Here is a 20095-nt window from a genome sequence, read left to right on the forward strand (position 1 = left end):
ACTATCTGCCGTAAATCCTTAGCGCCGGATTTCGAGAATCTGCTCCCCGACCCCCTGAACGTGACTTCGCAGTGGGCTTCGACGGGTTCGCGGAACGTCATATCGGCGTCGGTCCACTCGCCGAGGAGGGCACCTGTGTCCTCGCAATGCAATTGGTGCGTCTCATGCGCGCCAGCAGGCAGTGAGCACACTGCAAAGCCGGGAGCAGTTACGTTGATGGCCGAGCAGAGAGCTGGGTTACGCCCGGAATTGTGATGTAACAAGACCTCTGAATGAGAAGATGTCATAGTCGTCCTCCCGAACCGATTGCAGTTCGCTCATGGCCGGAGCGGGTTAGTGGCCCGCGCTAGCCAGATCAGTGGTGGGTTGTGTGGAGCTCGATGAGAAAGGGGGCCCTCAGCGCCGCCATAGACGCCAATCAACGATGGCGCTGAGGGTTCCCCGCGATCCGGATGTACAGGGTTCTGCTGCTTCCCCGGACCGCATTGCTCAGAGAGTTCTCCGAGCAAGATCACGTGAAGCTGCGCTTCGATTCCTCCCTCGATTGCGTAAGGGGCGGTCGCTATCTCGTTTATTATAACTGTTTATAGCAGCAGTGTATAGCGACAGTTTGTGACAACAGAGCAGAGGTCGGGCAGCATGGATCGTTATGTTCGGGTGCCGACGATGAGTAAACGTCCCATGGAGGGTTTTAAGCCTTCTCGGCTCCTTGAGGCACGGCTGGCGAAGGGCTTCTCGCAAGGGGAACTGGCTTTGCGGGCGTCCGTCAGTTCGGCTTCCATTTCGGCCTGGGAGGTCGGTCGAACTACGCCGCAGGTCGACCGCCTTCGGCGAGTGGTACAAGTCCTCGGTCTGGAAATGGCCGATCTCATCCATGTTCCTGAGGCTGAACGTAAGTTGGTAAATCTTCGTGAGTTGACAGGTTGGACGCAGGCGCAGCTGGCTCAACGCGTAGGTATCTCGACCCCGTTGCTTGCGGCCCTTGAGCGCGGGCACGCATCCCTGACGGTCGATGTAGGCGAGCGGCTCGCGAGCGAACTGAAGCTGCCGGCTTCGGTGGTCGCGGAGGCTTTCGAGAGAGGTCGAATGCGGCAGTGACCGGCATAGGGGGTTCTCGTTGGATGACCTTACGGATGTCGCAACTCGCCCTGATCCCCCGCTGTGCATACGCAAACCATACGCAAATATGGCGCTTTCGCAAGTGTGCGGCTGGTCGACGCACCGAAAGGCCGAATGCATCTTGACTAGGTGATCAGCAGGAGAATGGGTGCTTTACATGTACGCTTCAAGTGAAACGGGGTCACGGCGTACGAAATTGATACGAAAGTTTCGCCGAGTAGAGAGCGGGCAGCATGGTTGGGAGCGCAGAACGCCTGCGTGAGGCTGTCCTGACGCGGCGGGACCAGTTGAAGTTCAGCCGTCGGCAGGTAGCTCTCAATGGAGGTCCATCGGAACCGACTCTGTTGAAAATCGAGCGCGGGCTTGGTATCGACATTGGTGGGGCAACGTTTCGAAAACTTGACGTCGGTCTGCAATGGGAGGCAGGGTCGGCTGCACGAGTTGCAGAAGGCGGTACTCCGATTGCCGCAGCGAGATCGCCCCTCATGTTCACGCCTGGCGGTGTGTCTGTACCTGTGTCCGCAGTCGCGGACATAACCAAGCTTGTAGGTGAGCTGCAAGATCTGGCTGAGGCCAAGGGAGATGATTCTCTACGGACGCTGACGGAACGTCTGTCCGTAGCAATCAGGCCGATATACGGTTCCTATGTTACGAACGTGCTTGAGGCGAATCGTCGTTCCTCACCCGGTGGACTGGCGGCCATCCTCCAGCTGTTGGGACCCTTCCTCGATGAGCCGATACCGGACGACGTGGACGACGTAACCGAATGGCAGTATCGGCGATGGCTAGCCGGGCAGTCTAATGGTTTGAGCAAGGCACAGGAACAACGATTTCGGCGGCGATTGGAGCAGTCCGATGAGTGATGTCTCAATGTCCCGGCGGATCAACGCGCTTTTTGACACGTTTCATAACGCAGACGAACCAGCGAAATCTAACGAGACACTCGCGGCCTTTTTAACTGAGAGGGGTCACAGCCTCACTACCGAGGACTTGGAGCTCATCCGGTCCGGTGGCTATGTAACGAGCGTCTCGTCAGACGTGGTCAACGACATCGCCTCTTTCTTCCGCTACCCATCGGACTATTTGACCGCGCACGGGAGCGACCAGCGATTCAAAGACCTGGATGAACAGCTCGATACCTTGAGGGTTCTTCGTCAGCAAGGAGTAAAGCGACTGCGCTTTCGGGGGCAACCCAAGTCGTCGGATCGGGCAGCCTTGATCCGTGCCTTGCGGAGTTGACGTTCAGTTTCGACGACGCAGTTTCAGACGCAGTCCCTCGGGCTTGAGCGTGATTGTCTCGCGGACCTGCAACGAGTACTTGGGATCCGGCTCGAGGTCGAAGTTTTTGATGATCGTTGCGAGGACCACTGCGATCTCGTGATATGCGAATTGTCGTCCGATGCAGGCGCGCATACCCACCCCGAACGGTCGATAAATCTCAGGGTGTCGGCCGCGTACCCGCTCCGGGAGGAATCGATTTGGATTGAACTCCTCAGCGTCTGTTCCCCAGAGCGAGTTACGGTGCAACTGAAGCAGAACGACGAAGACCCATTCCCCCTTCTCGAATGGGTACTGTCCCCCAAGCATGGTATCCGCGTTTGCTTTTCGGAAGTATCCAGGCGCCACCGGCCACAAGCGTAGGGTCTCGTCGATAATCCGTCGGGTGGCGCGGAGCTTCGATACTTGTTCGAACGTGGGTGCGCCATCAGTGCAGACCGATTCGATCTCACGGCGTGCGTCGTCGACCACACCGGGGTTCAGCGACAGATAGTGCAACGCGAAGGCGAGAGCACCCGCAGATGTCTCGTGGCCGGCGACGAGGAACGTCAAGATCTGGTTTCTGACGTTGGCGTCGTCTAACCGCTCACCGCTTTCGGGATCGGCCTCGACCAGCATTCGATCGAGCAGATCGCCCTGCTCCCCTGGACCCGTGGCCCTGCGAGCCGCGACGACATCGTCAACCAACGCGTGCACCATCTTTACGTCATCCCGATGCTGCCTCCACTGCTTACGGAATACAGTCTGTTCGACAAGCGGATGTGAGTATGCAGCCCGGTTGATGTAACGGAGTTCCCGCAGCATCGCACTGACCAGCGGGTGTTCGCCCGAGTCACTGAACGAATCGAAGTCGTAGCCGAACGCGCACCGACCAATGATTTCCAACGTGGTCTTATTCATGTCCGCCGATGCGTCGATCCACGTGTCCGCTTTGGCCGTCCAGAGGGCTGTCAGTTGATCAGTAACGTCGACCATCGTCTGGTGGTAGCTGCGCATGGCCTGTGCTGTGAACGATGGGGCAAGGATCGCATGGGCTTTAGCCCAGTTTGGCTCGCTGTTGTGAGCCGTGAACAGACCGTCTCTGGCGATTTCTCTGAGATTCCGGATAGGAACTCCGAGAAACTTTGACCAATACCTGTCGTCGTTTATTTCGACCAGCAGGTCAGGATCTGACACGTAGGTAACTCGCACGCCTGCGATGTTGCGTTCGTAGATGTCGCCATACCGTTGTGCTCCTTTCATTCCCCACTGACTGGAATCGGTTATGTGAAGGTCCCAAAGATCTCCAAGAAGTGGTATCCGATGCGGTGGATGCGGTAGCACTCGATCTTTAGCTCTGATGTGGACCGGACTGCTCAAAGCTTGGTTCATGACTCTCCCCCTCTAATGCCGCTAGGCGTCGGTTTCGACGACTGACTGCTTTGCTGAGTCCCAGCAAGATGCGATCTTGGTGAGTGCGCGGACTTCTTCTGTTAGGTCTCGATCTTTATCAGCGGCATGTAGCCGAATGTAATCGCCTCGCGTTCCGCCCGAGTTCTTGTAATCGAGAGCGGCGGCGATCTGCTTGGCTGATGCTGTGGCGGGGTCATTGTGGGCGGGGATTGGTGCTGCGTACCGTCCGAGAACCAGTAAGCAGTCCCGGATCTCGACCGTCATCCGTTGCAAGGCCTCGACACGGCCTGATCCTGCAGCCAGGTGATACTTCTGGTCGAGGCCAGGGATCGCGTCTCTGCATGCTTCCACCAGATCGTCGCGGAGTGGTTGTAGTCTGCGGATCGATCGCGCGGCAGGGTCAAGATCGCAGAGTTCGAGTAGTACATTGATTGGTCGAATGATGGCGATGCAAGAACCGAGCAACAGAATATAAACAAAATTGTTTTCGTTCGCGGCAAACCTAAACTCCACAAACTCACCACCTGTTCCGGTCGCTGCCAAAACTGAACTTGCGAAGATGGACGCAGCTTCTTCCGCGGTCCACGCGCCGGCGACCAAGATAACCACGTATGTCGCGATGTGCTTTCCCCTGAGGTGGCCCCGACGCAGCTCACTGACCGTGACGACAACGAGCGGGCCTCCCACAGCAGCGCACCAAACCGAAAAAATGGAAAAATACGCGACTGTCTCCCAGCCCTCTGTTCGGTCGATGTACTGCCCGAGGGAGCGCGCGCGGCTACCGAGCAGGAGCATCAGTAATACTGATACGTAACCGGCCACCCATATCGGCGTCTCCATGCTCCACCGGTCGGATACCCGGGAGCGCACCCAAGCAGAGACAAGAAGAACGAACGGCACGAAAGCCATGACGATCATGGTTGTGCCAAGTTGTCGTGTGAATCCGACTGACCAACCTGCATGGTCTGAGAGGAGGTCTTGTGCCTTTTCTTCTCGGAAGACTGCGGCTAGTATGCCGAACCCGAGCGCGTATGTGACCAGTCGTTCGCTGTGAGAAGCCGATCTGCCAATTGGGAGCAGGATGCGCGCGAGCAATATAGCGACGGACAGAAGAATGATCGTCCAGCTGATGAAACCCGGTACCGAACTCGTCACGAATTACCCCAGAGGGACCGCATAGCTGCCGAGTTCCGGAAGTGCGAGACCTTCGTCATCACGAGATCTGCAAGAAGCTCCGCCTCGCTCTCCTGCTCACTGTCGACTCCATTACGGCCGAGGGCACCGCGCACATAATCCGGATCCATGTCTGGTAGCAACAATCGAAGCCCATCCTCGTAGGGCTCCACGTCGGATGAGTGACCGAGCACCATGTGAGCTGCCTCGTGGCATAGCACCTGGACAAGATGCCTGTCGGTCATCCCCATGTCGTACAGGATGATGTCTTTGTCCTTGCAATCACACCAAAGACCGCATGGGGATGCGCGGAGGCTTCCATACAACTCGCTGGCATCGGATGAGCGCACCCCGCGGAGCTCGACCGGCCTGCCGCGGTACCCAGATAGTGCGGCGATGAACGCGTCGCGGTTCCACGGTGAAGGGATCATGGGCTCGATGATCTCTCGCGCCTCGAAGACTTTCTTCATCGAATCGTCCATAAGAGCCCCCAACTCGTATCTTCGGATTGCCGTGCAAGGCTACTGCATGGGTCAGACCGGTCCTGAGCAGGCCTTCTATGTTCGCAGACGTTGCGGTGGACTGCGCACTCGAATATGAGATAGCCGACGGATTCCAATACAGTTCCCTCTCGATCTGGAGAGGGGGTGGTATCAGTACTTCGGGGGTACCGGTCGGGTCACCTCGCCAATCGAGTTCGCGGACGACGACTGAGTAGTTGTTGGCGTGACCTGTTCCACTCTTCGCAAGCGGTCGGGCTACGGTTTTGGGGGCGACTATCGGAGAGGTAGCGACCTTGACGCTCCCGGCGAACAAGTGGGGCTTGCCTGGACAGGAGGCTACGACGATGATTCTTCACTACGAGAACACTCGGGATGTGTGGGTTGAACCTGTTGCAGGATCCATCGTCGGGGAGGAAGACCAGCCTCATCGATTACAGCTAGCTCAAGGTGAGTCTGATTCAGATGCGGTCACAACCCTTGAAGTGAAGACCGCCTGCGATGAAACCATCGCTGAACTCGCCGACCAGGCTAGTAGAACTCGAAATTCGATTCTCTGGGGGACCCGATACGGACCGGTTCTGGGCGATGTCACAGGTGTCCTGCTACTTCTTCTCTCCGGTGCCCTCATGAGATTCGGGCTGGACTTCGAGAGTAGGTCGTCCGTCTGCGATTGAACGTGCGCTCCATCAAAGCGCCGCCGCAACAATCCGGATAGCCGAATTTCTCTCGAGGTCGGCGTGTCCTCCCTAATTTCGGCTAGTCAATAAGGCACGCTATGCGACATGACTAGGAGTGATCCACCTCGGCTCGTAGGCCGACCGCGGATGCATAACTACGACGCTGTGCAGCTCAACTGCAAGGTGCATCCGGCAATCAAGAAGGCACTCAAGGACGAAGCAGAGAAACGCGGCCAGAACGCAAACTCGCTTCTGTCTAAAGCTATCGCCGACCTCGTCGGGGTTCGTCTCGAAGAACTGGTTCAGGCGGACGACGAAGCGGGGGTATTGAGGCATACAGCGTAAGACCCAGTCAAAAGTTAATGAAACGCGCTTCTTGACGCAACAAAGCCCCCGGTGGTTCGACCGGAGGCTTTGAGCTCAAGTTGTTTGACGAATGAGCGCCAACTCGCTCGTCATATCGTGTGACCCCCAAGAAGGGACACTGTCTTGCCTGACAGGTCTCAGGGTACATCGTGCCCTGAAGTAGGTACAAGATTTGACGCTCGTGTCGTCGCACCGGATGCGACTCCGGACCGGTTGTGGCGTCGTTTCGCGCCGGTTCTGGCGGCACGCAACTCGATGCGGCTCTACGACCCAGCCCTGCGAAAATACGGGTTGGCGGGCCCGCTGACGGTCAAGCGGCCAGCGCTACCGTCTGCCGTACCGCTGTTCCTACGCGGGCGCGCTCGCGTCGTGGCACTCGACTTCGACACCAAAACCCACGGTCACACAGCTGTCGTCGCCGATGTGCAGCGAGTCCTGGCGTGGTTGACCGAGTGCGGCGGCCGCGCGGTTGTCGACCGCTCCACCAGTGGTGGACAGCATGTCTTGATACCGCTGGCCCCGGGCCAGACGGTCTCCGTCGACGAGATCAAGCCGCTCCTGCGCCAACTCTCTGTGCGCCTGCCCACACTCGACATCACACCGATGACGAACGAGAAGACCGGTTGCATCACCGTGCCCGGCTCGTCCTGCAAAGAAGGCGGCCATCGCGAGCTCGTCGACCTCGACCCCGCCGGTGCATTCGACGTCCTGACAGTCGGCTCCGACGCCGGCACCCTGACCCGCCTCGAAGCTCTCCTCGGCGGAACCGGCCGCGCACCCGTTAGCCCGGTGGATACTCACATCCGTACCGAGACGGTCACCGAACGCGTCCTCGGCGCCGGCGACGCCGCGCGGCTGCACCCACGTTTCTGCCGCTCCTCGGCCCCGCCGCGCAGCGTCGTCGACTTCGCCGCCACCGGCCGCCTCGACACCAGCCGCTGGCCGTCCCGCTCGGAAGCGCGGCAATCGGTCATCACCCACGCCGTCCTCGCCGGCGCCAGCGCCGCCGACATCCTCACCCGCGCCGCCGAGGCGCCCCACTGGGCCGGCGTGCGCGCCGCCTACGCCCACTACGCCGAACCGGCGCGCGCGATCCGCCGCGACGCCGCCCGCGCCCTCGATTGGGCCGCATCGACCCTCCCCGATCCAGTTCGGGATACCGGGCACAAGCAAAAGCACACAGGGGGTACCTACGATCCGGTACTTCGTTCCTGGCTTACCCACGCGCAAACCTGGGTTACCTCGGAGTTCTCTCACCGGCGTGACCGCTGGACCACTCACGCAGTTGTTCAAGCCCTTGCATGGGCTGCAGCAGTGTCGGGTCAGAACATCGAAGGCGTACCGACAGTCGGAGTAGGGGGACGGTCACTGTCGATCGCTGCAGGGATGCTTCCCGAATCGACGGTGTGGTCGGTGCTGGAGCGACTGCGCGATATGGAGGGGGCGCCGGTGCTGCTGATCGAGCGCGGTCTCGGACAGAACCCGGATCGGTACGCGCTTGTCCCCACTCCGGCGGGACGAGCGGTCGCCGCTCCTGAGGCCGCTGCGGGCGCGGCGGAGGTCGAGTCGGTACACCCGGCGTGGAGCGTCATCGGATGGCGCCACCGCATCCTCTACGACGCCGTGAGCGCGGCATCGGAACCGATGACTCCGGAAACCCTGTTCACCGCGGTCGGGATCGGGCGCACCAGCGGCTACGAAGCGCTGGTGGATCTGCGGATCGCCGGCCTGCTCACGGTCGAGAACACCCAGGTGAGCATCGGGCCGGTCGATCTCGACGACATCGGCCACCGACACGGCCTCACCACTGCGATCCGCGCCCGGATCGTGCGCCACCGCGCCGAACGGATCGTGTGGAGGGAATGGCTCGCCGCCCGCGAGGAGGCCCGAACACCCCCGGAACCGGACCTGGCACTTTTCACAGTCTCCGAGGAGAATCCTGTTGACGTGCTCGAGCCGGAGTACATTGCCGCGGTGATGAACACCGGGCCACCCGATCCGTTCTAGCGCAAGTCGCAGGGGAGCGCCGCACGACCGGTACCGGGTGCGTCTCTCGCTGCACGCCATCCGACCTGTGGCGGTGCCGGGGTCAGCGGCTCAGGAGCCCGTAGGTGTGGATCAGCGCGGCGTCTTCGGCCGCGGTGAAGGTCGACAGGGCTTGGGTGTGCGCCCAGGTGAGCTTGCCGTGGGCGGCGGCGCGGATGTCGTCGGGGCCGGCGGCGGGGGAGAGGCCGAGTTTGGTGGCCGGGGTCGGGTGTTCGACCAGGCGCCGCAGCTCTGCGGTGACCGGTGATGCCGGGTCGGCGCCCAGCATCGCTTCGAGGTGCCCGAACAGCACCACGGTGTGCAGGGCAGGGTCCGAGCGCAACCGGTCGACGATGTCGCGGATCTGTTCGCGTTCGGGACGGGTGTAGGCGAGGCGGTCGAGTTCACCGAGGATGCGGTGCGCGCGTTTGACGGCCGCGAACACACCCAGATGCGCCGAGAGGATGCGGTGCAGCCCTGGAACACCGGAACATGCGACGAGCCACTCGTTGAGCGCCGCTGCACCCGCTGCGGCGATGTTCCGGCCGTGCAGGACGCCGTACTCGCCGAGCAGATCCACAAGACGTCCCCGCACCTGCGGCGGCACGAGCGCCTCGTCGTCGGAGTCGAGCAGGTCGATCAGATCGAACGGCGCGATCCCGGCCAGGGCGTGCAGGGCGCGGGCGTCGGCTTCGGTGAGTGCACCGGTGTGCGAGGACTCGGCGAGCAACCCGGCGACCGGGACGACCGTCATCACCGTGTCCGCGAGCTGCCCAGCCAGCCGCGCTGCATGTTCGGACGCGTGCTGCATGCTCGGCGGTACTCCGGGTCTTGTTCCACTTAAGGGTTGGACGCAGCCGAGAGTGAATCGGTTCCACCGGGTAACGACGATCACACCATCTGTCCCGTGTCGAGTGGAGCGAGGCCAGTTGTTCATCGGACTGTGTCGGTGGGTGAGTTGATACTCGCTGGTATGAGGATCCGAACGTTGCTCGGCCCGCCGCTGCCGCACGAGATCGTCCGTGACACCGCTACCGCGATCGTGCTGTCGATGACCCACGAGAAACCGGTGAGCTCGCAGGCCGATGCGCTTTCCGCGCGGATGCCGCGGCCGGCGCCGTGCCGCGGCCGGCTGCAGCACGAGCGGGACACCCGCGCGAGGTAGTGCGGGGTTCGTGTCGGTGCCGCGGTCTACTGTGCGGGGCATGCGCGAGAGCGAGACTGCGGAGGTGGCCGGGGTGTCCGAGCGCGTCCTCGACGAGCTCGCCCAAACACTCGCCGAGAAACTCGATGTCCTGCTCGACCGGCTGACCGATCGCGCTCTCACCGTTCCCGACGCGGGGACCTCGGCGTGGCGGGAACACTGGCTCGAACGTGACAGCGATACCGGACGACAGCACCACGCCCGGCGGCTCTACATCCGCGCTGTGCTCGCCAGCCGAGCAGGAATCGGACTACAACAGGCGTCGATACAGCCCGCGGCCGACCCGAAGCCCGCGATCACACCTACCCCGCGTGCGCGGACTGCGCGTAGACGTGTCGATGACAACCAACTGGCGATGTTCTAGAACATTTCTTCGCCGGCTGTGGGAACCATTCGGGGCCGGCGTGCATCCAACTGTGTGGAGGGGTGGTCGGCCGTCTGAGGGGGAGGCCGGCCACCCCTTCTCGAACCTCGGCGGACCCACCTGTCCGCGATGAGGCTCAGAAGGACACGGTGGTTCTCAGCCAGCGCTGCCTGTGCCCAGAAGTGAACCGAGGTCAGGCAGCGCCGGTGCGGACTCTCCGACGGTGACGATGGGTGATGCCTGCGCCACGGCGTACGACGTCCACGGCACAGTCGCCAGCACCTCGGTCAAGCCCGGGTAGTCGGAGATCCACACTGTCGCCGGGTCCACGTTCTCGGTCCCGCACGTGGCCAACGCGACATAGGATCCCGCGGGAATGTCGGTGACCGACTGTGTGCTGACTCCGGGCTGGCCGGCAGCGTCGGTCGAGTACAACGTCTGTCCCGGTCCGATGACCTCCCAGACCGGAGGCAAGACACCACCCGGTGCCGGAGCCAGCGATGTAGCGCACGTCAAAGCGCTGCCGGAATTGTTGGTGATCGTGTTGGTCACCGACGAACCCTCGACGGTGAACGCGTAGGTCACATCCGCCTGTTCTGCCGCTGACGCCGCCGCCGGAAAAGCCAACAATGCTGGGGCACAAACACACACACCGAGAAGCGCCCGGTTGATCGATCGCATGACAATCCTTGTCGTCGAGTGAACAATGTCCGACTTGCGAGTGTGCAGCAAAAAAGACCAACAGGCATCTTTCGGACCGAACGCAGCAAACCACCACGGAAACCGGCTGACTCCTCGTTGCGTCAGCTCGCTCGTATCGAGGCGGCTGCCCCGCGGCCACATCTCAGCTTGGGGGCTTCCACATGGCCCGGACGGGTCATCCGCACACGTGGAAAGCAACTCGAAGTAATTGCACAACACCGAGATCGGGAACCGGTGCGCAACACCTCGAACACGATCGAAACCACAGAGGCAATGCTGCACTGCGCCTGCACACAGTGGTTCGCGTCATCGATCAGAATCTTGGGGGTTCGCCCCGGCGGCTTCCCGCTATGACCAGCTCACCGGTGACGGTCGTCGAACTCCGACAGCAGAGCTGCCAGAACCCGCGACCGTGCCCGGGTTGCCGCGTGCGCGGGCGTGCTGTCCGCCGCACGGGGTGCGCTCATACCGGCAACTGCCGCCACGACCACCGAGGTGATCTCACCGATCCGCGCGTGCTCTGCGGCAGAACAGACCGGCCGCGGTGTGAGCGTGTGGGTCATCCAGGCGGTCAACACCCGGTAGATGCTCGGCTGACCGGTATCGGCTGCTGTGGTGCTCATCTCGAGAGCATGCAGTGCACGCACCACCGGGTCGGCGGCCGCGTGCTCGACCAACGCTGTCGCGCACGCCGACACAGTGTCGACAGCGGTCATGCGGGGGTAGCGGCGAGCTGCGCACAGGGCGCTGACCCGGCGGTGCCCTCCGATGTACACCGCGGACACCACACCGGCCCTGGACCGATACATCCGCAGCAGACGATCGCGGCCGATCCCAGACGCCGCATGGACCGCACCGATCGACACCGCACCCACACCGCGTCCGAGCACCAGCAAGGCCGCCGCCTCGATCGCAGCGTCGTGCGCCCGGGCGTCCCTCGAAGAAATCTCGGCTGGTGGACGGGGCGAATCGCGTGTGCTCACGTCTCGGAGCGCCGCGCGGCGACACCGTTCACGGTGCTTCGGTGCCGCAGGGCCCGCGAGACGAGCACCAGGACCGCGACGGCCGCGGTGGTCAGAGCGGCGTCCGGAGCACCAGCGGCGGCGGAGATGACCGCGAACAACGACACGGCGCCGAGGACATCGAGAACCACCCGCAGCGCGGCCGTGTCGAGCAGCACCACTGTCGGCGACGCAGCAGAACCCCTCGACATCGACGTGGATGCCGCCGATACGGCAGGTGCACCAGCAGGCGCAGTTGTCGGCCGCGGTGATCGATGCGCGATCACCCCTTCGGGCGCTCGCGGCGAGCAGCGACGATGTCGGTGTCATCGGCGAACATCAAGGTGCCGTCGGAGAGGGCGACCGCCCAGCGGCGCGGTGTGCCCCAGTTGCGTCCCGCCGCCTCCGCGGTCAGCACGAAGTCAGCGAAGTCCTCGACGAGGGTGCCGGCCACGATCTGTCCGCCTGCCCGCCGCACTTGGTCTGTGTCACCAACACCGGCGTCCACGTGTGTGAGATGTCCCGATGCGCTCATGACGGTATTGAAACAGACCGCGCTGGTGGGGCGACGCGCGCACCCAGGGAGTACGGGGGCGCACTCGCAGTGTGCGGCAACGGTTGCGATCGCCGACGTACCGATCTACCGATCTACCGATCTACCGACGTGTCGACGTGCCGGCGTGCCGCCGCGCTGGCGGAGGGTCATTGCGCTGCGTCGTACGCGTCGACGATCGAGGTGGGGATACGGCCGCGGTCGGCGATCTCGTATCCCTCGTCGGCGGCCCACTGCCGGATCGCGCGCGTAGCGGCAGGATCACGTGTCGGTGCGCTCGCAGCCCTGGACGTCGAGGAAGGTGTCGATCGGCTGCCTGCGGGCGTGGGCCGGTGCCGGCGTCCACCGGTGCGGGCGGCGTGATCGATGTAATAATCGAGTTTGCGGTGGAACTCGGCGGCGTTCTTCGCCTTCAGGTCGATGACGTAGTCCACACCGGCGACGGAGAATTCGATGGTTTCACCGGCGCCATCGTCGATGACGGAACCATCGAGATCGTCGACCAACTCGACGGACACTTTCTTGGCCACGATGCGTGGAAACCTTCCGTTCGGCGTGCGCTGCTTGTCGGACTCGAGCGTAGCCGCCGCACACGGGGTGAGAGAGAAACTGCCCTCGCACACACATCGTGTACCGGCATGGAGTGCACCGCAACGACCAGACCGGACGCCGTGCCGGTTGCGTCCGAGCCGCGCCGGCGGGCTGTCAGGTCGACGTCCAGATGCTTTGTCGCGCTGACGCTTTGATGCGGGTATTCATGACCGGGCTCAATCCGAACCGGCTGAACGTACAGCCCGGTCGGAGTCGGGGTCGGGGCAGGCGTGGTCGACTGCTCGCCCGCTGTCCGCGGTCGACCGGACGGGTTGCTCGACCATCGGCGTCATCTGCCCGATCCTCCCGTCACCGACCGTGTCTGGTGAGAACACTCGAAAGGGCGGCGCGGTCCGCAACAGGCCTGTCCGAGTACGCGCATCGGCCGTGGGCGCGTGAGGGGCGGCGGCAGGGAGTCGACACCTGCCACCGCCCACCTGACCCGGCGGCACCCACAGCGCCGGCGGGAAGCGCAGCTCACGCGGCAGCGGGATGCAGGGTCCGTGGATACCCGTCTTCGTCCATGTCGACGGCCCGCTGCTGATCGACGAGATCGGCTGCAGTACAACTGTGTTCATTGATATCGATGCCCAGTATCGTCGCCCACCACTGCTCGCGATCAGGGTCGTCGGGCCATACCACCGGATCCAACATGTCCATCACCGAGAGTCACCTCCGTCATCTTTCACTATGCCCGCGTTCGGCGCATTGCCAGAAGGGGTGGCGTTCCCGGCAACGACTCGGCGGTCACTGCCGGGAACGAACGACGCCGAGACGATCAGGTCGACTGCGTTTCGATCGAGCGTTGACCGCCGCTGCTGCCTGCGCTGATGTCGATCTTGCGCGGCTTGGCGCGTTCGGCGAGGGGGATGGTCACCGACAGCACTCCGTTGTCGTAGGACGCGGAGATGCGTTCGGTATCGACACCGTCGCCGAGTGCGACCTGTCGGCGGTACGTCCCGGCGAATCGTTCCGATGAAATCCACTGCACTCCATCGGTATCGGGTGCGGTGCGGTGAGCTGTGAGAGTGAGGGTGCCGCGGTCGACATCGACGTCGACCGAGCCCGGGTCGACACCGGGAAGGTCGGCGGACAGAACGTAGTGATCGTCGAGTTTGTACAGGTCCATCGGCATGAACCGGGGTGCACGATCGGAACCGCTCGTTGTCCCCAGCATGGCCGAGGTAATCGAATCGAGGTCACGGAACGGATCGAAGCGAAGCACAGCAACCACCTCCTGTATTCCCAGATGCACCCGCCCCTGTAGCGGGCTGCTCTTGACTGTGCGAAACAGAAATTAGCACTCGAAGGTCGCGAGTGCCAAGATGGTGTTGCAAGTTTTTTCGAGAATTTTTTCGGGGCAGGCACCGTCTCACGAGGACGGTCAATGATGCTGCGCGAGCACCACATCGGGCAGTGTGCGACAAGGCGAGGAGTCAACACGATGACAACGAACACAACGACAACGAATGCGCCGAGCGGTAGTGAGATCACCGGTGGTCCGGGTGTGCGGCGGTGGTGGAATCGGCGCGCGTTCAGCCGGACCGAGAACACCGATTCGGCGTTGATGGTCGGGGCGCTGTCGATCGTGAGTTTCTGGGCCCCAGGCCTTGGGGTCGTGCTGGGGATCCTCGCGATCGGTGCCGCGCTGTGGGCTGACCGGAGTCCGATGCTGTCGGGACCGCGCGCGGCGCGCGGGGATGCAGCGCTCGCCTACGGCGCCGGGACCCTTGGGGTCATCCTGGGTATCGGGTTCCTGGCCATGATCCTTCCGAACTGGTGACCTGCCATGGCCGAGAACAGTCTTCGTGAGACGAGTGTTGCCGAACTCGATGCTGCGCTCGCCGACACCGAGGAACAGCTGCGCACGGCGCGCCGCGATGGAGCGCCAGCGGCGGACAGTGCGGTACTCGAACTGGCCCGGCGCCGGCTGCTCGACGAATTTCGTCGACGCGGTCTCTGAGACGGGCCGGCGCCCGGCGACGCCCCGGGCGGCGTCATGATGGCCCGAGGGGATTGAATCGAGCGTCGACTACGGATTACCAGGTGGCGCATCTTCGGCGAACGGGGCGCTACGGCGATACTGTGCAGCCGTCACCGCACATAGTGTCAGCGTCGCGTCACCGCACATAGTGTCAGCGTCGCGTCACCGGCGCGGCAGGACGGACGTGTTCGGGATCTGACGCTTCACGGGCGGTGCTGTCCGTCAGTGTGAGTGTGCCGCAGTGGTGGGCGCGGTCTCGTCCCGCTGTTTTCGCTGCGTACAGTCCGCGGTCGGCGGCGCGGACTATGGAGTCCACGCTCCGCTCCACCCCGAGATGGGCCTGGTCGACGGGACTCGATTCGCCAGTGGTCGCCGTGCTGGCGGCACCGCGGTCGATGCGGGTCGGCGCGACCCTGGCGGTCCCGTGGGTTGTCGGCTCGACCTCGACTGTCACCGACCCGGCGCTGACGGTGACATCGCCGCTCGGTCGGACTGCCTCGACGATGGTGGTTCCGAGCGTCGGATGCGCGCCGGGCATGAGGAGAAGGAACTCTTCGCCTCCGATGCGGGCGACGATCGATCCGGGCTCGTCGGATCGGGTCGCTGTCTGTTCCAGTGTCCGAGCGAGTGCGACGAGGACCCGGTCACCGGCGGCATGTCCGTGGGTGTCGTTGACGGTCTTGAAGTGATCGACGTCGACCACGACAGCAGTCAGGGATGTGGCTTGGCCGCCAGCCGTGCACAGTGCCGTCTCGGCGGCGGCGAGTAGTCCACGTCGGTTCAGCAGGCCGGTCAGTGAATCGGTGTTGGCGAGTGTCTCCAGCCGTTGGTTGACGGCGGTGATGGAGCGTCGAAGAGCGAGAATCAGCGCTACGGGGACCAGCACAGTGGTGACAGCCGCGCCGACCGCGATGATCGTGACGGCGAGGCCGGAAGATTTCATAGCTATGACAGACAGTGTGGTGGCCATGGCCATCGATGCTGTGGTCAAGGCTGCGGTGACGCGAGGCGGAGAACCCGAAGCAGCTATGGCCGGTACGACCGCGAGCATGGAGGTCACTGCGCGGGTTCCGGCTGGGTCGGCGATCAGGTACGCCGAGATCGCTACTCCCAGCATGCCTCCGGATCCGAGGATCGTGAACTGGGTCTCGGTGAGGCGTCCGGCGCGGACAGCGATCGCGACCGTGAGCGCGGTGAACGCGACTATGGCGGTCAGGATCGGGAGTGCACCGGGCCGAAGAAAGGACGGCTCGATCAGGGCGATGGCGAGCATCGGTAGCGCGCCGGAGGCGCTGGCGATGACCATGCCTGTGCGGGTGTCCCACCGCGAGCTCGAGGTGGAAAGCGAGGCCATGGGTCGGGGGTGGTGCACAGTCATCGTCGGGCGCCTCTGATCCGTCAAGTATTCAACTTCATTCCTATCGAGCTCGCGCGGACGAACGTTTCCGGCGTGCGACATCAGGGACTGACGCGCTAGTCAAGCCCTGGGGTCAACGTTCCCGTTTTCAAGGACCGGCGTGATCGTCAAGATTTCCTGACGGACACACGTCAAGATTTCCTGACGGCTTGCACCGACGGGACTTACGCTCCCGATTTCGTCACAGTGACAAAAAGCTGCGACAACGATGGAGTCCGTACTGCGAAGGCCGTGCCCACCTTGGCGGGTCGGAGCTGGTCGAGCGACTTCAATCCGCAGTAGTGCAAAGACTTTCGCGTACATCGCCGCACCGTGATCTCGCTCTGCGGCACAAATCCCCGCGAACTTGCCTCCAGGTCGAACAATCTCGATGCAACCAATCATGCTCGACTGCAACGCCTTACAGCTTGGATGAAAATGACACTCATTGCCGATAAGCTACCTTATGTCAACTCAGCCTCTGGATATTTTCTCGCGCAGCGTATTTCGATCATACCGCTCGGGCCAGTGTCCGTGACATCCTGTGATCGATCATTTTGTTATCTTTGCGAACACCCAGCAGGCCGAACCGCTCCTTGATTCGCAGCCTGCGGGCATCCGCATCGAGCAACCGGACGGGCCGTTCGATGCTGACTGGAGGCTGCGTTCTCAACCGTCGAGCTGGATTGGGGTTACCTCAGGTCAGCCTACGAAAACCTGGGTGGGCGCTGAGTCTCTACACACCTCCTCGCCGAACTCGACTGCACTCCGCCGGATTCACCGAGCCCCGCCGAGGGCCTGGTGTTGTCCTGGGCGGTGATGGTACGGGCAAGTTCAGCGACGGGGACGTTCCATCGTGGGATAGCTTGTTGATCATTTCGAAGCCCTTGTGGCAGTGACGCCGTAGCGTTCCATCACGACGCCCTTCGCCTGACCGATGACGTCCCTTGTCGCCAACGCGGACTTCATCTGATCCTGGTGTTCGGCGGCAATCAGTGCGACGGCGGCGGGGGTGGAGACCGGAGTTCCGGTGTGGTGTGCGTCGTGATCGAACGCACCAGGTGTGTCCGACATCAAGTTCAACGCGCCCAGGGTGTCGCGTCGGATGCGGGGCTGGAAGCATAGCATCGACCGGACACCGAGCTCGGCGGTGGCAGGAGAGAATCGTGGCCACCTCTGCTCGGCCCCTCCGTTCACGAGGCCAGTGCGGTGACTGCGGAGCCGAGGTCGCTGTAGAGGGCGAAAGTGTCGTCGAGACCCATCATGGTCAACGGTCTGCTGGTCGCGGGCCCGTCGGCGACGACAGCGAAACGGGTCGTCCGCCCGAGGCGCTCGCAGGTCTGGACCAGCACTGTCATGCCCATCGATGCCAGGAACGGCACGCCGGTGAGGTCGATGATCAATGCAGCGGGTGTGTGCTCGGTGATGACTGCGTCGATCGACTCGGTCAACTGAGGTGCCGTGACGAGGTCGAGTTCGCCGCTGACCGAGAGAGCAAGCTCTTCGCGTCCGAATCGGTGACCAACTTCCCGCCGGACACCCGGCGCCGGATCTCTCGCTCCCAGCGGAAGTCGTCGGCATTCCACGGTAGATGCTCGAGCTCCCAGCTCCGATATGTGTCGGCGAGTGGGGCCGGCACCATCGCGGAGGGGTCCTTCAATTCCAACAGGTGGCCGCGAGCGTGGACGATGACGTACTCCGTTCCCTCGAACGTGCCTCTCATACCGCCCAGTGCGGCCGCGAAGTTACGAGCTGCGGAGGGCTTTTCGGTAAAGATTCCCACTTTTCCCATGACATCGATCTTTCTTCTCAGCGGTTGGTGCGGCGACATGGCCGCCACTTCTTCGAACCGTCGGCGGGGAGAAACGTAGGCAGTGCGGGTGTCGTCAGCGTCGAGCTGCTGGTGGGCCCAGGCGCTCGCTTCCGGCCCCCAGCACTGCACCGGTGCGTCGGGGTCGACTGTTTCGGGGGTGTCGATACCGAGAATGCGGACCCGTACCGGGTCGCCGCCGGTCGACAGGCGTACGTCGACGGTATCGCCGTCGATGACCCGATCGACGACACCACTGGTCGTAGAGACGGCGTCAGCGGTGTGTGTGAGGTTCGGGGGAGCGGTCAGGGGATCGCAAGCCCGCCAGCATCGCGGCAACGGCAGGAGCGGCTACACAGACGGCGAATATGCGCTTGCCTGTGCGCGGCAGACGTGGGTAACGGGCAGAGAACCGAGGGAGTGCGGACATGAGGGCCTTCGTGTGGGTGCGAGCGCGTGAGCCAGCACACGGCCACCGGGACGCACGCTGCGAGCAGCGGTCGGTGGGTGCTGACCACAGGACGCTCGACCGTGACCCTCATCGACGGTCGAACACACCAGCCAATCTAGCGCATGACACCGACATGACGGGCGTACGCGGTCGACCTGCGGCTTCGCTTCGGAAAGATGCGAAGCCGTGCGCCGTGCGGCCGTGGTGGACCGGCAGCATGGCGGTCATGGGCGATGTCAACGAGTTCGAGACGCAGACCCGCGACTCGGCGTTGCGGCCCGACCAGAACAGGTCTGTGACACCTGCCGTTCTGCCTGGCATCGCGGGTGTCACCGAACCCCCACTATGGAAGACAACCGACGACCCCGGAGAATCTGAGATGCCGAACTGGACGGTCGCGAACGCACCGACGATCCTGGTCAGGTCTGAGGAAGATCAGGAAAAGCAAAAGACCCGGGTCAACCGCGCGGGGTTGAATACCGGGTCCTTCTGAGTCTTCAACCGGGTCACGCGGACTGCGTATCACCGGCCTGTAGGTCCTCAATATTAGACCTGTTTGGTAGAAATGCAAACATGCAAGGTGAAGTGGCGGGCCAATGGGTCGAAGATTGGCTCAGTGCCGAGCGCTTCCGGACATATCTGAAGCGCGCAGGTTTTGACCGCGGCAGAGCACTGGCCCTACATGAGTGGAATGCCCAGCTCAATGCCGCTCTGTTACACGACTTTGCTCATCTGGAAGTCGGACTCCGAAACATGTACGACCGCGCGTTGGGTCCCGTTGTAGCCCCGGGAGAAAAGCACTGGACTGATCCGCAATCGTGTCGGTTGCTCTTTCCCGACCGAGATGGCGCGGACTCCAAGACGCATCGTGACCTGGCCAACGCACGGCGGCTCGCGGGCGGACCCAAAGCCCCTCCGGGGAAGTTGATGGCCGAACTCACCTTCGGATTCTGGACCTTGCTGACGAGCACACGTCACGCCAACGCGATCTGGCAACCGCATCTGCAACACCTGTATCCCAGCGGGTCGGATCGCCGACAGATCCACAGTGGGCTCGATGAGCTACGCAAACTACGAAACAGAGTCGCCCATCATGAGCCGGTCGTGCTGACAGAGCTGCCGGGAGCTCTGCGTAGATTCCAGCGCTACTCCAGCTACGTCTCGCCGGAACTTGCTCGGTACATGAGCGAGTACAGCTCTGTTGAGGATCTGCTGAAAACCCGGCCGTAATCTGTCGCCCAAGCCCGACGCAGTGAGCGCGCACTCGGCTGGGTTCATCTATCGGCTGGCATTGACAAACTATGGCCGCTGCACTCGTATCCGCGAGCTCCAGAATCCCGTAGGTACTCGCTTCCCCTACTCCGTGCGAGTCGCCGTAACGATCGCCTCTGGGAGATCTGTGAGGTCGTGCAGCACAACGGTGTTGTAGCGCTTCGTGATCCCGAGGTCGTTGAGACGTGTCGCCCACTGTTTCTCGGTGACCACGATGTCGCAGTAAGGCACGTG

26 protein-coding genes are annotated in these 20095 nt (G+C 62.8%); 11 read left to right on the forward strand and 15 right to left on the reverse strand.

Annotation, left to right across the window (positions count from 1 at the left end; translation table 11 throughout):
* Positions 1-666: 666 nt before the first annotated feature.
* Entirely contained in the window at positions 667-1098 is a 432-nt protein-coding gene (locus tag ACODSO_RS26120; RefSeq protein WP_489039575.1) for a helix-turn-helix domain-containing protein, read from the forward strand.
* An 876-nt stretch (positions 1099-1974) separates the two neighbouring features.
* A complete protein-coding gene (locus ACODSO_RS26125) occupies positions 1975-2358 on the forward strand; it encodes a hypothetical protein (RefSeq protein ID WP_489039576.1) in 384 nt (127 codons plus the stop codon).
* A 3-nt stretch (positions 2359-2361) separates the two neighbouring features.
* Here the strand turns inward: ACODSO_RS26125 and ACODSO_RS26130 are convergent, their stop codons facing one another.
* From ACODSO_RS26130 to ACODSO_RS26140, 3 genes are all read right to left on the reverse strand, one after another.
* The gene (locus ACODSO_RS26130) at positions 2362-3768 is read right to left on the reverse strand and encodes a cytochrome P450 (RefSeq protein ID WP_489039577.1); all 1407 of its coding nucleotides are present in this window, start codon (positions 3766-3768) and stop codon (positions 2362-2364) included.
* 21 nt (positions 3769-3789) lie between these two features.
* Positions 3790-4698: a DUF6545 domain-containing protein gene (locus ACODSO_RS26135; RefSeq protein WP_489039578.1), complete on the reverse strand. Its 909-nt coding sequence runs from the start codon at positions 4696-4698 to the stop codon at positions 3790-3792.
* 242 nt (positions 4699-4940) lie between these two features.
* Positions 4941-5432, reverse strand: a complete 492-nt coding sequence (locus ACODSO_RS26140) for a regulator (RefSeq protein WP_489039579.1) — start codon at positions 5430-5432, stop codon at positions 4941-4943.
* Between the two features lie 326 nt (positions 5433-5758).
* Between ACODSO_RS26140 and ACODSO_RS26145 the strand changes: the two genes are divergently transcribed.
* The 3 genes from ACODSO_RS26145 (at position 5759) to ACODSO_RS26155 (ending at position 8515) form a co-directional block, all read left to right on the forward strand.
* On the forward strand, positions 5759-6139 hold the full coding sequence (locus ACODSO_RS26145; RefSeq protein WP_489039580.1) for a porin PorA family protein: 381 nt from the start codon (positions 5759-5761) through the stop codon (positions 6137-6139).
* Between the two features lie 108 nt (positions 6140-6247).
* A complete protein-coding gene (locus ACODSO_RS26150) occupies positions 6248-6487 on the forward strand; it encodes a hypothetical protein (protein WP_489039581.1) in 240 nt (79 codons plus the stop codon).
* A 144-nt stretch (positions 6488-6631) separates the two neighbouring features.
* Positions 6632-8515 (forward strand): hypothetical protein, encoded by a 1884-nt coding sequence (locus ACODSO_RS26155; RefSeq protein ID WP_489039582.1) that lies wholly within the window; start codon positions 6632-6634, stop codon positions 8513-8515.
* 82 nt (positions 8516-8597) lie between these two features.
* Here the strand turns inward: ACODSO_RS26155 and ACODSO_RS26160 are convergent, their stop codons facing one another.
* A complete protein-coding gene (locus ACODSO_RS26160) occupies positions 8598-9344 on the reverse strand; it encodes a hypothetical protein (RefSeq protein WP_489039583.1) in 747 nt (248 codons plus the stop codon).
* A 162-nt stretch (positions 9345-9506) separates the two neighbouring features.
* Here ACODSO_RS26160 and ACODSO_RS26165 point away from each other — a divergent pair, with 162 nt between their 5' ends.
* Both ACODSO_RS26165 and ACODSO_RS26170 read left to right on the forward strand, forming a co-directional pair.
* Positions 9507-9698, forward strand: a complete 192-nt coding sequence (locus tag ACODSO_RS26165; protein WP_489039584.1) for a hypothetical protein — start codon at positions 9507-9509, stop codon at positions 9696-9698.
* Positions 9699-9738: 40 nt separating this feature from the next.
* Entirely contained in the window at positions 9739-10101 is a 363-nt protein-coding gene (locus ACODSO_RS26170) for a hypothetical protein (RefSeq protein WP_489039585.1), read from the forward strand.
* A gap of 156 nt (positions 10102-10257) precedes the next feature.
* Here ACODSO_RS26170 and ACODSO_RS26175 read toward each other — a convergent pair whose 3' ends face one another.
* The 7 genes from ACODSO_RS26175 to ACODSO_RS26205 form a co-directional block, all read right to left on the reverse strand.
* Positions 10258-10782, reverse strand: a complete 525-nt coding sequence (locus tag ACODSO_RS26175) for a hypothetical protein (RefSeq protein WP_489039586.1) — start codon at positions 10780-10782, stop codon at positions 10258-10260.
* Between the two features lie 380 nt (positions 10783-11162).
* Positions 11163-11786: a hypothetical protein gene (locus tag ACODSO_RS26180; RefSeq protein ID WP_489039587.1), complete on the reverse strand. Its 624-nt coding sequence runs from the start codon at positions 11784-11786 to the stop codon at positions 11163-11165.
* Entirely contained in the window at positions 11783-12016 is a 234-nt protein-coding gene (locus ACODSO_RS26185) for a hypothetical protein (protein ID WP_489039588.1), read from the reverse strand. Before ACODSO_RS26185 ends, ACODSO_RS26180 begins: the two co-directional genes overlap by 4 nt.
* 71 nt (positions 12017-12087) lie before the next feature.
* Positions 12088-12339 (reverse strand): hypothetical protein, encoded by a 252-nt coding sequence (locus ACODSO_RS26190; protein ID WP_489039589.1) that lies wholly within the window; start codon positions 12337-12339, stop codon positions 12088-12090.
* A 167-nt stretch (positions 12340-12506) separates the two neighbouring features.
* The gene (locus ACODSO_RS26195) at positions 12507-12887 is read right to left on the reverse strand and encodes a histone-like nucleoid-structuring protein Lsr2 (protein ID WP_489039590.1); all 381 of its coding nucleotides are present in this window, start codon (positions 12885-12887) and stop codon (positions 12507-12509) included.
* 538 nt (positions 12888-13425) lie between these two features.
* Positions 13426-13611 (reverse strand): hypothetical protein, encoded by a 186-nt coding sequence (locus ACODSO_RS26200; protein WP_489039591.1) that lies wholly within the window; start codon positions 13609-13611, stop codon positions 13426-13428.
* 115 nt (positions 13612-13726) lie between these two features.
* A complete protein-coding gene (locus tag ACODSO_RS26205; RefSeq protein ID WP_489039592.1) occupies positions 13727-14173 on the reverse strand; it encodes an Hsp20/alpha crystallin family protein in 447 nt (148 codons plus the stop codon).
* A 219-nt stretch (positions 14174-14392) separates the two neighbouring features.
* Between ACODSO_RS26205 and ACODSO_RS26210 the strand changes: the two genes are divergently transcribed.
* The gene (locus tag ACODSO_RS26210; RefSeq protein WP_489039593.1) at positions 14393-14731 is read left to right on the forward strand and encodes a hypothetical protein; all 339 of its coding nucleotides are present in this window, start codon (positions 14393-14395) and stop codon (positions 14729-14731) included.
* A 6-nt stretch (positions 14732-14737) separates the two neighbouring features.
* A complete protein-coding gene (locus ACODSO_RS26215) occupies positions 14738-14911 on the forward strand; it encodes a hypothetical protein (RefSeq protein ID WP_489039594.1) in 174 nt (57 codons plus the stop codon).
* A 172-nt stretch (positions 14912-15083) separates the two neighbouring features.
* Here the strand turns inward: ACODSO_RS26215 and ACODSO_RS26220 are convergent, their stop codons facing one another.
* The 4 genes from ACODSO_RS26220 to ACODSO_RS26235 all read right to left on the reverse strand — a co-directional run bounded on the left by ACODSO_RS26220 (position 15084) and on the right by ACODSO_RS26235 (position 18477).
* Positions 15084-16286, reverse strand: a complete 1203-nt coding sequence (locus tag ACODSO_RS26220) for a GGDEF domain-containing protein (RefSeq protein ID WP_489039595.1) — start codon at positions 16284-16286, stop codon at positions 15084-15086.
* Positions 16287-17201: 915 nt separating this feature from the next.
* A complete protein-coding gene (locus ACODSO_RS26225; RefSeq protein ID WP_489039596.1) occupies positions 17202-17525 on the reverse strand; it encodes an ANTAR domain-containing protein in 324 nt (107 codons plus the stop codon).
* A complete protein-coding gene (locus ACODSO_RS26230) occupies positions 17522-17893 on the reverse strand; it encodes an STAS domain-containing protein (protein ID WP_489039607.1) in 372 nt (123 codons plus the stop codon). The genes ACODSO_RS26225 and ACODSO_RS26230 overlap by 4 nt, the downstream gene beginning before the upstream one ends.
* Entirely contained in the window at positions 17776-18477 is a 702-nt protein-coding gene (locus ACODSO_RS26235) for a thermonuclease family protein (protein ID WP_489039597.1), read from the reverse strand. Before ACODSO_RS26235 ends, ACODSO_RS26230 begins: the two co-directional genes overlap by 118 nt.
* A gap of 245 nt (positions 18478-18722) precedes the next feature.
* Here ACODSO_RS26235 and ACODSO_RS26240 point away from each other — a divergent pair, with 245 nt between their 5' ends.
* Positions 18723-19082, forward strand: a complete 360-nt coding sequence (locus ACODSO_RS26240; protein ID WP_489039598.1) for a hypothetical protein — start codon at positions 18723-18725, stop codon at positions 19080-19082.
* An 80-nt stretch (positions 19083-19162) separates the two neighbouring features.
* Entirely contained in the window at positions 19163-19819 is a 657-nt protein-coding gene (locus ACODSO_RS26245) for a CAAX protease (protein WP_489039599.1), read from the forward strand.
* Positions 19820-20095: the final 276 nt, after the last annotated feature.

This window comes from Rhodococcus sp. FG69 (assembly GCF_057808915.1).

Excerpts from the sequence above, each read along its gene's own strand:
- ACODSO_RS26120 (WP_489039575.1), top strand. The coding sequence starts at position 667 with ATGAGTAAACGTCCCATGGAGGGTTTTAAGCCTTCTCGGCTCCTTGAG.
- ACODSO_RS26125 (WP_489039576.1), top strand. The coding sequence starts at position 1,975 with ATGAGTGATGTCTCAATGTCCCGGCGGATCAACGCGCTTTTTGACACG.
- ACODSO_RS26130 (WP_489039577.1), bottom strand. The coding sequence starts at position 3,768 with ATGAACCAAGCTTTGAGCAGTCCGGTCCACATCAGAGCTAAAGATCGA.
- ACODSO_RS26135 (WP_489039578.1), bottom strand. The coding sequence starts at position 4,698 with ATGGCTTTCGTGCCGTTCGTTCTTCTTGTCTCTGCTTGGGTGCGCTCC.
- ACODSO_RS26140 (WP_489039579.1), bottom strand. The coding sequence starts at position 5,432 with ATGAAGAAAGTCTTCGAGGCGCGAGAGATCATCGAGCCCATGATCCCT.
- ACODSO_RS26150 (WP_489039581.1), top strand. The coding sequence starts at position 6,248 with ATGACTAGGAGTGATCCACCTCGGCTCGTAGGCCGACCGCGGATGCAT.
- ACODSO_RS26160 (WP_489039583.1), bottom strand. The coding sequence starts at position 9,344 with ATGCAGCACGCGTCCGAACATGCAGCGCGGCTGGCTGGGCAGCTCGCG.
- ACODSO_RS26165 (WP_489039584.1), top strand. The coding sequence starts at position 9,507 with ATGAGGATCCGAACGTTGCTCGGCCCGCCGCTGCCGCACGAGATCGTC.
- ACODSO_RS26170 (WP_489039585.1), top strand. The coding sequence starts at position 9,739 with ATGCGCGAGAGCGAGACTGCGGAGGTGGCCGGGGTGTCCGAGCGCGTC.
- ACODSO_RS26175 (WP_489039586.1), bottom strand. The coding sequence starts at position 10,782 with ATGCGATCGATCAACCGGGCGCTTCTCGGTGTGTGTGTTTGTGCCCCA.
- ACODSO_RS26185 (WP_489039588.1), bottom strand. The coding sequence starts at position 12,016 with ATGTCGAGGGGTTCTGCTGCGTCGCCGACAGTGGTGCTGCTCGACACG.
- ACODSO_RS26190 (WP_489039589.1), bottom strand. The coding sequence starts at position 12,339 with ATGAGCGCATCGGGACATCTCACACACGTGGACGCCGGTGTTGGTGAC.
- ACODSO_RS26210 (WP_489039593.1), top strand. The coding sequence starts at position 14,393 with ATGACAACGAACACAACGACAACGAATGCGCCGAGCGGTAGTGAGATC.
- ACODSO_RS26215 (WP_489039594.1), top strand. The coding sequence starts at position 14,738 with ATGGCCGAGAACAGTCTTCGTGAGACGAGTGTTGCCGAACTCGATGCT.
- ACODSO_RS26220 (WP_489039595.1), bottom strand. The coding sequence starts at position 16,286 with ATGGCCTCGCTTTCCACCTCGAGCTCGCGGTGGGACACCCGCACAGGC.
- ACODSO_RS26240 (WP_489039598.1), top strand. The coding sequence starts at position 18,723 with ATGACGGGCGTACGCGGTCGACCTGCGGCTTCGCTTCGGAAAGATGCG.
- ACODSO_RS26245 (WP_489039599.1), top strand. The coding sequence starts at position 19,163 with ATGCAAGGTGAAGTGGCGGGCCAATGGGTCGAAGATTGGCTCAGTGCC.